The following is a 14,532-nucleotide window of genomic DNA, read 5'->3' as shown; positions in this document are numbered from 1 at the left end:
CGGATGCGCCGCCAAAACGTCGCGTCCCGGCAAGGCCAGCCGGGTTCCCACCCGGCCGATAAGTACGGTATGTCCGTCATCAAACGCAAATTCATACAATTCGGCGCGAGTGTCATGACCACGCGAATCTCGCGTCGCTTGAAGACAGGGACGAGCGCGTTGCGCGCCCAAGAGACAGCTTACAAGCAGTTGATCAAACGCATCGCCGGGACTGCTTTCGGTCAGGACTCGGAACTCGACGGCACACTGCCCTATGACGTCTTCCGAAGGCGGGTGCCTTTGCGCGTTTACGAGGAGTTTCATCCCTACATCGATCGGATCAAGGCGGGCGAGCCGAACATCCTCTGGCCGGGAACCTGTTCTCTTTTTGCCAGCACGAGCGGCACCACGTTCGGTCGAGCCAAACTCATTCCGATGACCGAGGCCCTGCTCCAGCACTTTCAAAAGGCTGGTCGCGAGTCCCTGCTCTACTACACCGCCCGAGTGGGCCACACGGGAGTCCTTCAGGGACGGCACCTGTACCTGGGTGGCTCGGCGACGCCGACCCCCATCGACGGCGGAAACGGTCACACCGCCTTTGGCTGCGACCTCAGCGGAATCGCCACGCTCAATCTCCCCAAATGGGCGGACGAGATGTACTATGAGCCGGGCGACGACATCGCCCGGATTTCCGACTGGCAGCAGAGAATCAATGCCATCGCCGACCGCACGGCCGGAAAGGACATCACGCTTCTCGGCGGGATTCCTAATTGGATCATGTCGCTCGGCGAAGCGGTCCTCGCACGAAGTGTGCAGGGAAAGATCCGGCCGACCTATCTGAAGGCGGTCTGGCCAAACCTGGAATGTCTCGTCCACGGCGGCGTGCCGATCGCCCCGTTTGCGGACGGCATCCGGTCGATGCTCGGTCCACACGTCAATTTTCACGAGGTCTATCCGTCCTGCGAAGGCTTCGTTGCGGCCCAGGATGCGGATGCGACGTTCGGCCTCCGCCTCATGACGGATGTCGGGATATTCTTCGAGTTTCTGCCGATGCGCGAGTACGTCGACGCACGCCTCGGGCCGCTCGGAAACCGCACAATCCCGCTCTCGGCGGTGAAGACTGGAGTCGACTACGCTCTCGTCATGACCACGCCGGGCGGATTCTGCCGCTATGTGATGGGAGATGTCGTCCGTTTCGTCTCCACCGACATCCCTCGCCTGATCTACGTTGGACGCACCAAGCTCCAATTGAATCTTTTCGGGGAGCAGGTGATCGAAAAGCAACTGACGGATGCACTTCTTTCGGTCTGCCAGCAACACGGCTGGACGATCGTCAACTTTCACGTCGCCCCGCTTTTTTCAGATGCCCCCGCCAGTGGCACCTCCCGCGGCCGGCACGAATGGTGGATTGAACTGAAGACTCCCACCGTGGTCACGCCAACCGGGCCGGTCATCGCGGCGGAACTCGATGCCGAGCTTCAGCGCATCAACAGCGACTACGCCACCCAGCGCAGTGGTCGCAACTTCGAACCTCCCGTCGTCCGTCTCGTCATGCCCGGTCTGTTCGAGCAATGGATGCGTACGGCAGGCAAATGGGGCGGCCTCGGGCGCATGCCACGCTGTCGAAGCGACCGTCATGTGGCGGAAGAGCTCTCGCTGCTTGCCCGCTTTTCCAACGACGCGTGATCCGCTGAGAACCGACGGCTGGATTCGCTGAGGGTTGTCTCATTGCACGAAAGAGCCGCCGTGAAATCCACGGCGGTCCGAGTCTCGTCGGGTCAGACAGAATGCGGCTTCAGCCCGCAACCTTCCTCAACAATGTGATGCGTCCGATTGGCAGCCATTCCGCGACCAGTATGTCGCCGTTCTGCAGGAAGATCGCATCGTGCGGCGTGATGAACTGGCCAGGCGTGAATTCCGAGCGTTTTTGCGAACGACGCGAGCCCACCTTCCCGTTGTTCTCACGTCCATCGCCGAGTTGCGCGACGACCTTGTAGTCACGATCAAGGATGCAAACCTGACTGTCGAGATCGGGACACACCATCCAGTCTCCGCGAACGTGAAAATGACAGGGCATGCGGAGCCGGGACTCGTCCTGAATCGTCCTCAGGTGCCTTCCGTCGAGTGTAAACGTCTGTATCCGCCGGTTGCCGCGATCGGCAACGACGAGCACCGCTTCGCTGCCGCGGGTGTCGACCCACTGGCCGTGGGGATTGCTGAGCTCACCGTCACCCTTGCCCGGAGCGGAGATCTCTCCGATGAATTTCCCATTCTTGGAGAATCGCATCATGTGATACGAACCGTAACCATCGCCAATATAGAAGTCACCATTGGGCGCAAAGGCGACATTGGTGGGAACGAACGCGATCGGTTGGGCTGAATACGCGGGGTCCTCCCGGGGATATCCATGCGACCACAGAACCTCGCCGGTGAGCGAAGTCTTCACGACCCGCGAACGCGTCGTGTCACAGATGTAAATCACCTCGGTTCCAGCCTCGCTGCGAATATCGAGGCCATGCTGGCCTCCGCGATACTCCTCTCCGAACGCGCGGATGAACCTGCCCGAGGCATCGTAGACCACCACCGTCTCGGGTCGCATGCTCGAGTTGTGGACCGTATGGCCAACGTAGATGTTGCCCTGGCTGTCCTGGGCAAGGCCGTGCGTGTCGCCCCAGACCATGCCCTCCGGGGGAAGCAGCCAGTCGTGAACGCACTCATAGGTGTGTTCGCCGGAACCCACGACGAGGGGGCGGCCCTGTGAAGCGCGGATGAAAGGAGCGGGCAACGAGCTGAGAGCCGCTGTAGCGGCGACCTGACCGATGAATGACCTGCGTGTTTGCATAGGGGAAATTGAAAAGTTCACGGCTGGCGTGGAGGAGCAGTGCCGAGCGCCGCGGTTGTCTCGGCCGCATGCGGCCCGCCCCCCTGCTTCGCGGGCGTGCCGGCGCCGGTTCCAAAGTTCGCATTGAACTGTTGGTTTCGAATCTCGTTCTGAAGATCCCCGATCTTGTCCTCAAGGCGGCGAATGCGGCGATGATCCATGAGCTGCGTACCCAAATCCTCAGCCGCAGCCGGGGTGACCTTCGTCTGCCAGACGTAGAGTGAACGCAACTGTTTCAATGGCTTGAGCGCCGCAATGCCGGCATCTGTAACTGCGGTGGTATGAACATTGAGATACTCGAGCTGCTTCAAGCCAGCAAGATTCTTCAGTCCCCCATCGCTGATGCGCGTGCGATCGAGATTCAGCCTGCGCAGGTTCTTCATGGCGGCAACTGAGCCAAGCCCCTCATCCGTCACAGCGGTTTCCCCAAGATCGAGAACCGCCAGCGCCAGTGCGATCGGTTCGAGCGCCTTGAGCTGGGCGTCGCCAAAGCTTCCGCCGGCCTGCCGGGCATTGGCCGAAAACCAGGGACTGTCCACCGCCAGCGGCCTGATCATTATGCCCAGCGCGCGCTCTAGTTCGACCGCGCCTGCAAGCGATGCGGCGCGATCCGGCACCGGTGGACGAAGCGCCGGGAAGCGCCCCGCAAGCATATCCGTGATGTGCGGCGGCAGATCCGCGCCGGCAAGCGTCAGGTCCTTCGACGCACCGCTGTCGATCCACCATTCGAGCACCGTCAGCTCATCCTCCGAAAGCTGCGGTTTCCCCTTGGGCGGCATGTGTTCCTTCGCTTCGAGTGGAAGATGCGCCCGCTGGATCATCAGGCTTGCCGAGGCATCACCTGCCTTGAATGAGGGACCATTCTTCCCTCCCTTTGTCATGGCGTCCCATGAATCATAGCGAAGTTCGCCACTGCTCTTGCTCGCTCCATGGCAGGCAAAGCAGCGCTGCTCAAGAATGGGACGCACTGCTCCTGCAAGCACGCTCACCTTCGTGATGTCCATCGGCGCCGCTTTTCGCCCAAAATCAAACACAAGGAAGTCCGCGCCATGGGTCAGCGAGCCGCCATAGTGCCCCGCCAGCGAAAGAACCAGCACCGTCGTGATCCACCCCGCCGTATAGACTCCCCGCCACCGAAGCCGGTGAAGGGCCAGCATCAACAAGGCGAGGGCTGCGGACGCGATGCCCAGGTAGCGGTGCCGATCGAGGATTGTCGCATCGTACTCCCCTCCGCGAGCGAGCCACCAGCCCAGCACCGACGCCACGATTGCTGAAGCCGCCGCAAGAAAAATTATTGTGCTGCGAACTCCGTCAGGAATCCGAGGGAAACGGGGAAACCATGAAAGCACCTCCACAGCCGCCAGAAGAAAAAGTATGCCGATCGGCAGATGGACCACAAGGGGGTGGAACCGGCCCAGATGGGAGAAGATGGAATCCATTCGACGCTGGAGAGCGAGATCAGCCAGATGAGAAAAGCCGGAACGCAGACCGACAATGCCTTTTCGTTTTCAACATCACTTTCATCCAGCGACATCACCAGCAGCCGGATTGCAGCGCGGAAGTCATGCCAGAATGTTCCGCACCACCGCACCCTCGACGTCCGTAAGGCGAAAATAGCGGCCCTGGTGCTTGAATGTCAGCCTTTCGTGATCGATGCCGAGGAGGTGCAGCATCGTTGCCTGGAGATCATGCACACCGACAGGATTTTCCGTGATGTTGTAGCCGAAGTCATCGGTGGCGCCATGGACGTAGCCCGGCTTGATTCCCGCTCCGGCCAGCCAGACGGTGAAACAACGGGGATGGTGGTCCCGACCATAGTCGTCTGCCGTCAGTTTGCCCTGCGAATAGGCGGTCCGGCCAAATTCTCCTCCCCAGACCACCAGCGTATCCTCCAGGATGCCTCTTTGCTTGAGATCGGAAATCAGAGCGAAACAGCCACGGTCGACGTCGGCACATTGACGCCGGATCATCTTTGGAAGCGAGCCATGCTGATCCCATCCCGGGTGGTAGAGCTGGATGAACCGGACATCCTTTTCCGCAAGCCGGCGGGCGAGCAAACAGTTGGCGGCAAACGTCCCTGGCTGCCTGGCCTCATCACCATAGAGCTCATACGTGGAGGCAGGCTCGCGGCTGAGATCCATCACACTCGGCACGCTGGTCTGCATGCGATATGCCATCTCGTATTGCGCAACCCGGGAGGTGATCTCGGGATCTCCCAGATTCTCGAACTGGTGCGCACTCAACTCGGCGAGCCTGTCGAGCATCTTTCGGCGGCCCGTCGCGGAAATGCCATCGGGATTCTTCAGAAAAAGAACGGGATCCGCACCGCTCCTGAACTGCACACCCTGGTGAACACTGGGAAGAAATCCATTGCCCCAGAGCCGCGCATACAGCGGCTGGTCGATCCGGTCCTTCGAAATCAACACGACAAAGGCAGGCAGGTTTTCATTGGCGCTTCCAAGCCCGTACGACAGCCAGGCTCCGATCGCGGGCCTCCCCGGCAGCTGGTTTCCAGTCTGGAAAAACGTGATCGCTGGATCGTGATTGATGTGCTCGGTGTGCATCGAGCGGATGAAGCAGAGGTCATCCACGATTCTGGCAGTGTGCGGCATCAGCTCGCTCACCCACGCCCGGCACTGGCCATGCTGCCTGAAGTTGAACTGCGCGCCGGCGAGCGGAAGCCGCGCCTGATTCACCGACATCCCCGTCAGGCGCTGCGTGCCCCGCACACTCTCCGGAAGGTCCTGTCCATTCATCCGGTTCAAGAGCGGCTTGTAATCGAAAAGATCGTGCTGCGACGGACCTCCCGCCATGAAGAGATAGATGACTCGCTTCGCCTTGGGCGCGAAATGTGGAGCGCCCAGCCCGCCATACCCGGCGCCGCCGGGCGCCAATGGATTCGCCCTGGCACCGCGGTGAAGCAGATTCATCAATGCCAGGCCTCCCACGCCCATGGCGAAGCGACCGAAGAATTCGCGGCGGCTCAGACTGAAATTGACGTGATCGCAAAACATGCTGCAGGAAACTCCCTATCGGCAATGGACCGTTTCGTCAAAACTCAGAAGCGCCAGGGCAACGACTGTCGCAGCAGCGCGCCTGCTGGCTGGCAGCGCCGGGTTCCCTTTCGACTCCCCCATCGCATTCAGGCGATCCACGGCGGCGGGTTCATCGGCAAACAGTTCGATCTGCTCATCATGCATCTTCCGCAGAACTGCGGATTCGCGCTCATCTGGGTGGCGGCCTGTCACGAGCGCAAAAACCCACGCCAGTTGCGACTTTGGATCCTCGCCTCCTTCGGTCAGCATGCGCTCGCCAATGAATCGCGCCGCTTCAACCCACTGGACATCGTTCAACAGCACAAGTGCCTGAAGGGGCGTGCTCGTGGTCTGACGCCTGACCGTGCACACGTTTCGTTCGGCGGCATCGAAAAGAATCATCGCTGGCGGCGGCACAGTTCGTTTCCAGAAGGTATAGAGGCTCCTCCGGTGCAAATCCTCCCCCGTGCCCTGATTGTAGGCAGCCTTGTCCGCCGTGATTTCCTCCCACAACCCCGGGGGCTGATAGGGCTTCACGCTCGGACCGCCCAGTCTCTCGATGAGCAGCCCGCTCAATGCCAGCGCCTGGTCCCGAAGCATCTCCGCAGAAAGGCGCCGCGACGGGCCGCGCGCGAGGAGGTGATTCTGCGGATCACGGGCCATGCTTTCCGGGGATCCAATCGAGCCCTGGCGATAGGTCGCTGAAACCGCGATCTGTCGGATGGCCCGTTTGATATTCCAACCGCTCGCAATGAAATCGTTTGCGAGCCAGTCGAGCAGCTCCGGATGGGTCGGCTGTGCACCCTGCAGGCCAAAGTTGTCGCTCGTTTCCACCAGCCCGTGTCCAAACATCATCTGCCAGATGCGATTGACCGTCACCCGGGCCATCAGGGGATTGCTCGGGCTTGTCAGCCATCGCGCCAGCCCAAGGCGATTCCTTGGAAGCTCCGGCGCCATCGCCGGCAGGGATGCCGGGGTTCCGGCGCCGACCTCCTCCCCGGGCGAATCGTAGGCGCCACGCACAAGCACATGAGCCTTCCGAGGACCGGGCATCTCCTGCATGACCATCACCTCCGACACCGATTGCACGATGCGATTCTGCTCGTCTCTCAGGCGCTTCAATTCCGCTTTAGCTTCCAGCGATGGTGGATGGACTGCGCTCAGGAAGTACTCCCGCAAACCCTTTCGCTGCGCCTCAGTCAAGGCTTCGGCACGGGTCCTCCAGGCATCCTGCAGGCCACCCTTCCCGGCGAGTGACTCGATTTCCAGCGTTGTCAGCTCCCGGTTGAAGACGCGCAAGTCGTCGATCTTTCCACCGGTGAACCCACTGTCGCGAAACCGGAACCCAACGGCCAGGTCTGGCTCAGACTTCTCGTAGGTGATGTCCTTGAACAATCCGTCGCGCACAGTGTCGGCGACTGCGCGTTCACCATTGATGTGGATTCCAACTCCTCCGGCACGGCTCGATCCGTCGTAGGTCACGGCAACATGGGTCCAGGTTCCGCGACCAATGGGTGCACGCGTGATGACCTTGATGGATGCTCCTGGCCACAGGTAGTGCAGACCGAACGAAACATGCCCATTCTCGAGCAAGATTTCATAACCACGGCTGCCCGCGTCCGTCGATGCCTTGGATCGGTGCAGGATCACCGCACGCGGGGAATATGACGCAGATGGCGCATGCACCCAGACGGCCAGCGTGAAGGCATCCGTGCGGTGAAACTGGGCGACCTGCGGAAACCTAAATCCGTTTTCCCCGCTGAATTCGACGACCCGGCCGCCGCGGTCGGCGACCATTCCCGGAGCCTCGACGGCAATTCCCGGATGGCCTTCATCAACCGCATTCGTCGTCCTTCCCTCGATCAGCTCGTCAAAGGAGAAGCTGGCGACAAGCCCGGGAAGTCGGTCGGGCAATCCGCCCTGATGCGACAGCCATTCGAGGAAATCGGCGTTCGCGTTCCGCCCGATTTCCCGAAGCCTGCGCTCCGCGGCTTCGGTTTTCCGCCGCAGTTCCTCAAGCTGTCGATCCTGCTCATCAGTGGTGAGCAGCAGCGTGGGCACCGGCATCGAGTCGGCGAAACCCTTGTAGCTGATCTGTCCCGCCTCGTCGATGTTCTGAAAGAAGGCAGCGAGCGAATAAAAGTCCTTCTGGGTGATCGGATCAAACTTGTGATCGTGACAGCGCGCGCAATCGAGCGTCAGTCCGAGAAATGCCGTGCCGAATGTGACAACCCGATCCGCAACATAGGCCTGCCGGTACTCCTCATCGACAATCCCACCCTCCTCATTCTGGTTGTGAAGGCGATTGAAAGCCGTGGCGAGACGCTGCGACTTTGTCGGTGAAGGCAGCAGATCGCCTGCAAGCTGCTCGGTGACAAACTGGTCGTAGGGCATGTTCCTGTTGAATGCCTGGATGACCCAGTCGCGCCACGGCCACATCGCCCGCGCGCGGTCCATCTGGTAGCCGTGCGTGTCCGCGAAACGGGCAATATCCATCCATTCCGCAGCCATGCGCTCGCCATACCGGGGCGAGGCAAGCAGCCGGTCCACCACCCGCTCATAGGCATCGGTCGATTCATCGGCGAGAAATGCCGCACGCTCCGCCGGCGTTGGCGGGAGTCCGGTGATGTCCAGGCTGACTCGGCGAAGGAGCCGTTCGCGATCCGCTTCCGGCGAAAGCGCCCATTTCTCGCGCATGAGTCGATCGATCACAAAGCTGTCCATGGGCGTCATGTTCCTTCCACTCCTGACCGGTGGGGACGGCTTCTCAATGGGTGCGAACGCCCAGTGTCCCGACCATGGGGCACCGTCAGCGACCCATCGTTCAAGTGTGGCGATCTCCAGGGATGTGAGTTGCCGAACCGCATTCCGCGGTGGCATCACCTTCTCAGGATCCCGGCTTTTCACCCGCTGAATCAGGGCGCTGCCGCCCGGCCTTCCCGGCTGCACCACAGTGACTCCCTCATGCGTTCGAAAGATTCCATCCCTTGTATCGAGCCTCAGCTTTGCCTCACGTTTTGGTTCATCAGGGCCATGACAGCGAAAGCAGGCGTCTGAAAGGATCGGCAGGACGTCCCAGCGAAAATCAATCCGCCGCTGCGCCTTGCAGACGCACGCAGCCGAAAGCAGCAGGCACACTACCCATGGCAATCGGCCCGTCAGCCCGGCAGAACGCAGCACAGGGCGGAGACTGAATTCGGCGATGCGCGAGCGCAGGCACATGAGATGACGCGACGTTGCCGGGGCATCATGAGTTTGCCAATCGAAACGCGCCCGATGGCGCTGATTTCCACCAGCAAATATCGTGAAATCGCAAGCCCGGCGCGCGTTCAATTATTCCATGGGTCGCATTTCTACCGAAGCAGGAGATTGCCCCGCCATGGCGCAATTCAGCCAGTGGTCATCCCCCCTCACCAGTAGGTTGAGCGTGCCAATTGCAACGCACACGGCTTTGCATAACATGCATCGGATCCTGTGCTCATTTCTGCGAAGCGAAGGTCCACAACGAAAAGGCATCCCATGCTCAAGTCATCGTATCCATTGTACCTGGCAAACCGACCTGAAAGCCCAAATCAGGATCTCGTGGTTGCGGACAAGTACACTGGGCTTCCGGCGACCCGCGTCGCCAATGCGGATCGTGGCATCATCGAGCAGGCGATCGCCTCTGCCCACGCGGCCGAAGCCCCCATGCGCCACCTCCCCGCCTACGAGCGCAAGGCGGTGCTGACGCACTGCGTGGCACGCTTTACGGACCGGCGCGAGGAACTCGCACAGGCACTGTGCATCGAGGCGGGGAAGCCGATCACGGACAGTCGCGGCGAGGTCAGCCGACTGATTGACACGTTCAAGATAGCCGCCGAGGAAGCGACGCGCATGGGCGGTGAGGTCATGAACCTCGAGATCTCGCCGCGCTCCCGCGGGTATCGCGGCATGTATCGTCGCGTGCCGATTGGCGCCTGTTCCTTCATCTCGCCATTCAACTTTCCGTTGAATCTCGCAGCCCACAAGATCGCCCCGGCAATCGCCGTCGGCTGCCCGTTTGTCCTCAAACCCGCCAGCCGGACTCCCATCGGCGCACTCCTGATCGGCGAAGTCCTTGCTGAAACGGATCTGCCCGCCGGCGCCTTTTCCATCCTGCCCTGCCAGCGGGACGGCGCGGACCTGTTCACCACGGACGAGCGTCTGAAGCTTCTCAGCTTCACCGGTTCGCCCGATGTGGGATGGGCCCTCAAGGCGCGATCCGGAAAAAAGAAGGTGGTGCTTGAACTCGGCGGCAACGCCGCGTGCATCATCGAACCGGACTGGACGGATCTTGAAGATGCCGTCGCGAGGATTGTGTTCGGAGCCTTCTATCAATCGGGGCAGAGTTGCATCAGCGTCCAGCGTGTCCTGATCCACCGGTCGATTTACACGAAGGTGAAGGACCTGCTTGTCGCGCGTACGCAAACTCTCGTTTGTGGCGATCCCAAGGACGAGAAGACTTTTATCGGCCCGATGATCTCCGAGAGCGAGGCGCGCCGCCTCGAAGCGTGGATTCAGTCCGCGCAGCAGGCTGGCGCTCGGCTCCTTTGCGGGGGCAAACGCAGCGGCTCCATGCTTCCGGCCACCCTGCTCGAGAATGTTCCCTCCGACCAGGACGTCTGCAGGTGCGAGGCATTCGGACCCGTTGCCGTCCTGTCCGCCTACGACGATTTCGACGAGGCGCTGCGCATGGCAAACGACAGCGCATTCGGCCTGCAGGCCGGCGTGTTCACACGCGATCTCTACAAGATGCAGCGTGCGTGGGATGAACTGGAGGTCGGCGGCGTGATTGTCGGTGATGTGCCTTCCTGGCGTGTCGACCACATGCCTTATGGAGGAGTGAAGGACAGCGGCCTCGGACGCGAGGGCGTGCGCTTTGCGATGGAGGACATGACAGAAATCCGCAACCTGGTCATCCGAACACCGCCCGGCCTTCGCACCTGAATCCACCAACAACGCATGCCCCTTTCACCCGGACTCCCCCTACCCGCGAACCTCACCATAAGCCGCCTGAGCCTGGGTGGCGCCACGTTTGGACGGGAGATCGATGCCGCCGCCGCTCATGCATTGATCGATCACGCCGTCGCGCGCGGCATGACGCACATCGACACCGCGGCCGCCTATTCGGCCGGTGAGTCCGAACGGATTGTCGGCGCCTGGCTGGCATCCCACGAGTCGCTCCGGACAAGTGTTACTGTCGCGACAAAGGTCCTGCCGCCCTATTCGCCCGCGGCGCTCGACAGCGCCGTTGCAGCCAGCGCGGATCGCATCGGAGTGCAAGTCATCGATCTGCTCTATCTGCACAAGTGGGACCCCCAGGTCGAAACGACTGAAACACTGGGAGCACTCGACCGGCTCGTGCACTGCGGGCGCGTTCGTCATATCGGAGCCAGCAACTTTTCCGGCGAACAACTCCGCGCGACACTCGCCCGTCAGTCGGCACTTGGTCTCACCCGTTTTCAATTCATCCAGAACAACAACAACCTCGCGGTTCGGGACGTTGATGACGCACTGCGCGCGCTCTGCCGGGAAAATGGTGTCGGCATTGTCACCTACAGCCCCCTGGGCGCCGGCTTTCTGACAGGCAAGCACCGGGAGGGTGTTCAACCGGGATCGCGTTTTGACGTCATTCCCGGACATCAGGCGATCTACTTCCAGCCGACCGCGGCGCGCCGCTTGGAAAACCTTGCGAAACTTGCGGATCAAACGGGTCAAACAATGTCGCACTTGGCCCTGGTGTGGGCGCTGCACCAGCCAGGCATCACCTCGGTACTCATCGGCGGCCGTTCCCTTTCTCACATCGACCAGGCGTTTGACGCGTTGAAGGTGGACGAGCCTTCCCTTCTCTCAGCATTGAACGCCTGCTAAGTCGAGACGTCCAAAAGTGCCCGAGATACGAGCGATCGCTCGCTGTTTCCCCTTCACCGCAAACACTAAGGCCGCCTCTTTTCAGAGGCGGCCTTGTGACCTAACACCAAGCAAACCGTAAGAACTACAAACAACTGCCGTTACCTAAGCGTCAGTTGTGTACGTAAAGGTAGACGCGGTGTTTTCAGTTTCGCTCAATTTTTTTCTGAAATTTTTCCCGCTCCACTCACTTCGTTCATGATGGCACGCGCATCCTCGGAAACAGTCAGTTGGGTTGACTTCAACGGATACCTGAACTCGCGCCCCTCATAGTTGTGGAAGATGACTTCGTCCTCAGTAATCGCGTGGACATAGTTCGGATTGAGCGGAACTTTTCCTCCCCCGCCAGGAGCATCGATCACATATTGAGGAACAGCATATCCCGTGGTGTAACCTCTCAGACCTTCAATGATTTCCAAACCCTTCCGTACATCGACCTTGAAGTGGGATCCTCCCGTGATGAGATCCATTTGGTAGAGATAGTAGGGCCGTACGCGCATCCGCAACAGGCGGTGGACCAGCGCCTTCATAACGTCAACGTCATCATTCACGCCCGCCAGGAGCACGCTCTGGTTTCCTAGCGGCACGCCGGCAAAGGAAAGTCGCTCACACGCATCTCGCAGCTCCGCGGTCGCTTCCTTCGGATGGTTCACGTGAATACTCATCCAGATCGGTCCGTATTTCCTGAAAATTTCACAGAGCTCGGGAGTGATGCGCTGGGGAAGAAAGACGGGGATTCGCGACCCAATCCGGATGAACTCAACGTGTTTGATAGCCCGCAGGCGACTTAGCAGGTGCTCGATCTTCTTGTCTGACAGAAGCAAGGGATCTCCTCCCGAAAGCAGGACGTCGCGAACCTCCGGATGGGATTCAATGTATCGCAATCCCTGCTCGTACTCGGGATGAAAATTGTAGTCCTGGGCGTTGGACACGAGCCTGCTGCGGGTGCAATAGCGGCAATAGGATGCACAGCGATCTGTCACCAGGAATAGCACGCGGTCCGGATACCGGTGGACCAGCCCGGGTACTGGCGAATGCTCATCCTCGCCGAGCGAATCGAGCATTTCCTCCTTCGCGACATACATCTCTCCTTCGCGAGGGATGACCTGTTTGCGAATCGGGCAATTGGGATCGTTGCGATCGATTAGATTGAAAAAGTACGGAGTAATTGCCAGCGCCAGTTTCTTGCCGGCAAAGGCGACTCCCCTGCGTTCCTCCGGGGTCAGCGTCATGTACATTTCCAACTGATCCAGCGTCGTGATGCGATTCTTGAGCTGCCAGATCCAGTCCTGCCACTGTGTTGCGGGCACATGCTGCCAAAGGCCCTGCCCTTCAAACCAAACCGAACGATCTTCTTGGTATGCCATCGAGTTCAGGGACAATCAGGTGCCTAGCCATTGATGTCAAACGACACACCACATTGTTCATCGCCGGTCGGGATGCCGGAAATGTGGTCAATGTCGGAAAACCCTTGGCAGAAGCGCATTCGCATCCTTTCGTTCGGCTTTAATGTCCACATCCAAGCCCGCACTCCTTGCACTTGAAGACGGCTCCCTCTTCCGAGGGATGGCCTTTGGAGCCGATGCCACGGTTGCCGGGGAATGTGTATTCAACACCTCGATGACGGGCTATCAGGAAATCGTCACAGACCCCTCCTACTTCGGCCAGATTGTGACCCTTACCGCAGTGCAAATAGGCAATTACGGGATCACGGGCGCCGATTCCGAGGCGAAGATCCCCAAGTGCTCGGGGCTCGTCGTGAGGGAGCTGTCGCCGGTCGTCTCCAACTGGCGCAGCGAACAGTCTCTCAGCGACTACCTGAAGCGCCACGGCATTCCCGGTATCAGCGAAATTGATACACGCGCCCTGACAAAAAAACTGCGTGTCGACGGCGCCATGAAATGCTGCCTGAGCACCCTGCCGATAAGCGACACCGAGGCGGTCCGGCTGGCACGGTCCTGGCGGGACATGGCGGGCGCCGACTACGTACGCAGCGTTACCGCAAGCGAGCCCTTTCTCTGGAAGGAGGACGATCCGGCCAACTTCAACGCCTCCTATCTTCCCGTGGGCACCACAATGAACGCCGCTCCGCCTCCCGCAAGGCGCTTCCGCGTGGCCGCCTTCGACTACGGCGCGAAGCATTCGATATTCCGAAAGCTGGTGAACCATGGTTTTGATGTGCAGGTCTTTCCCGCCATGGCCGCACCGGAGCTCATTCGCGAACACCGCCCGGACTGCGTGTTTCTTTCCAACGGCCCCGGAGATCCCGCCGCCTTGGACTACGTGCACAAGACGGTCATCAATCTGCTTCCTGATTTCCCGATTTTCGGCATCTGCCTCGGACACCAGATGCTCACGCACGCACTGGGCGGTTCGACATTCAAGCTGAAGTTCGGCCACCGCGGTGGCAACCAGCCGGTCAAGAATCTCGAAACCGGAAAAGTGTCCATAACGGCGCAAAATCACGGATTCGCCACGGACCCCAGAAGCTTGGAGAAATCAGGGGCGAAGGTCACCGAAATCAACCTCAACGATGACACCGTCGAGGGCCTGCGACATTCCTCGCTGCCTGTCTTTTCAGTGCAGTACCACCCGGAAGCCGCTCCAGGACCCAACGACGCCGACCCGCTTTTCACCGACTTTTACCGGCTCGTTGAAGCACGAAAAGCCGGCAAGGCTTGATGCGCCCTGCGGCACCGCACTCTCGAC

The 14,532-nt window shown here is 60.3% G+C and carries 9 protein-coding genes; 4 read left to right on the top strand and 5 right to left on the bottom strand.

The annotated features are described in order from the left end of the window. Positions 1 to 114: 114 nt before the first annotated feature. The gene (locus HS122_12885) at positions 115 to 1,665 is read left to right on the top strand and encodes a GH3 auxin-responsive promoter family protein (GenBank protein MBE7539293.1); all 1,551 of its coding nucleotides are present in this window, start codon (positions 115 to 117) and stop codon (positions 1,663 to 1,665) included. A gap of 109 nt (positions 1,666 to 1,774) precedes the next feature. On the opposite strand, the gene HS122_12880 is transcribed toward HS122_12885, so the two are convergent. The 4 genes from HS122_12880 to HS122_12865 all read right to left on the bottom strand — a co-directional run bounded on the left by HS122_12880 (position 1,775) and on the right by HS122_12865 (position 9,117). Next, complete coding sequence (locus HS122_12880) at positions 1,775 to 2,821, bottom strand: hypothetical protein (GenBank protein MBE7539292.1); 1,047 nt, start codon at positions 2,819 to 2,821, stop codon at positions 1,775 to 1,777. 17 nt (positions 2,822 to 2,838) lie between these two features. After that, positions 2,839 to 4,299 (bottom strand): hypothetical protein, encoded by a 1,461-nt coding sequence (locus HS122_12875; GenBank protein ID MBE7539291.1) that lies wholly within the window; start codon positions 4,297 to 4,299, stop codon positions 2,839 to 2,841. A 123-nt stretch (positions 4,300 to 4,422) separates the two neighbouring features. Continuing rightward, positions 4,423 to 5,874: a DUF1501 domain-containing protein gene (locus HS122_12870; protein MBE7539290.1), complete on the bottom strand. Its 1,452-nt coding sequence runs from the start codon at positions 5,872 to 5,874 to the stop codon at positions 4,423 to 4,425. Between the two features lie 15 nt (positions 5,875 to 5,889). Beyond that, positions 5,890 to 9,117 carry a DUF1553 domain-containing protein gene (locus HS122_12865; GenBank protein ID MBE7539289.1) on the bottom strand — a complete coding sequence of 1,076 codons (3,228 nt, stop codon included), beginning with the start codon at positions 9,115 to 9,117 and terminating at the stop codon, positions 5,890 to 5,892. A gap of 297 nt (positions 9,118 to 9,414) precedes the next feature. On the opposite strand from HS122_12865, the gene HS122_12860 reads away from it, so the two are divergent. After that, positions 9,415 to 10,860, top strand: a complete 1,446-nt coding sequence (locus HS122_12860) for an aldehyde dehydrogenase family protein (protein MBE7539288.1) — start codon at positions 9,415 to 9,417, stop codon at positions 10,858 to 10,860. Positions 10,861 to 10,875: 15 nt separating this feature from the next. Next, on the top strand, positions 10,876 to 11,784 hold the full coding sequence (locus HS122_12855) for an aldo/keto reductase (protein ID MBE7539287.1): 909 nt from the start codon (positions 10,876 to 10,878) through the stop codon (positions 11,782 to 11,784). A gap of 194 nt (positions 11,785 to 11,978) precedes the next feature. Here HS122_12855 and HS122_12850 read toward each other — a convergent pair whose 3' ends face one another. Beyond that, entirely contained in the window at positions 11,979 to 13,190 is a 1,212-nt protein-coding gene (locus tag HS122_12850; GenBank protein ID MBE7539286.1) for a KamA family radical SAM protein, read from the bottom strand. 142 nt (positions 13,191 to 13,332) lie between these two features. Here HS122_12850 and carA point away from each other — a divergent pair, with 142 nt between their 5' ends. After that, the gene (carA, locus tag HS122_12845) at positions 13,333 to 14,505 is read left to right on the top strand and encodes a glutamine-hydrolyzing carbamoyl-phosphate synthase small subunit (protein ID MBE7539285.1); all 1,173 of its coding nucleotides are present in this window, start codon (positions 13,333 to 13,335) and stop codon (positions 14,503 to 14,505) included. The last annotated feature ends 27 nt before the right edge of the window (positions 14,506 to 14,532 follow it).

This window comes from Opitutaceae bacterium, from assembly GCA_015075305.1.
Classification (GTDB): domain Bacteria; phylum Verrucomicrobiota; class Verrucomicrobiia; order Opitutales; family Opitutaceae; genus UBA6669.
Note: the sequence above shows the minus strand (reverse complement) of the source record. Positions and strands in the feature narration are given on the sequence as shown.

Coding starts and splice junctions, on each gene's coding strand:
- HS122_12855 (MBE7539287.1), top strand. CDS start 10,876: ATGCCCCTTTCACCCGGACTCCCCCTACCCGCGAACCTCACCATAAGC.
- HS122_12865 (MBE7539289.1), bottom strand. CDS start 9,117: ATGTGCCTGCGCTCGCGCATCGCCGAATTCAGTCTCCGCCCTGTGCTG.
- HS122_12875 (MBE7539291.1), bottom strand. CDS start 4,299: ATGGATTCCATCTTCTCCCATCTGGGCCGGTTCCACCCCCTTGTGGTC.
- HS122_12870 (MBE7539290.1), bottom strand. CDS start 5,874: ATGTTTTGCGATCACGTCAATTTCAGTCTGAGCCGCCGCGAATTCTTC.
- HS122_12860 (MBE7539288.1), top strand. CDS start 9,415: ATGCTCAAGTCATCGTATCCATTGTACCTGGCAAACCGACCTGAAAGC.
- carA (MBE7539285.1), top strand. CDS start 13,333: ATGTCCACATCCAAGCCCGCACTCCTTGCACTTGAAGACGGCTCCCTC.
- HS122_12850 (MBE7539286.1), bottom strand. CDS start 13,190: ATGGCATACCAAGAAGATCGTTCGGTTTGGTTTGAAGGGCAGGGCCTT.
- HS122_12880 (MBE7539292.1), bottom strand. CDS start 2,821: ATGCAAACACGCAGGTCATTCATCGGTCAGGTCGCCGCTACAGCGGCT.
- HS122_12885 (MBE7539293.1), top strand. CDS start 115: ATGACCACGCGAATCTCGCGTCGCTTGAAGACAGGGACGAGCGCGTTG.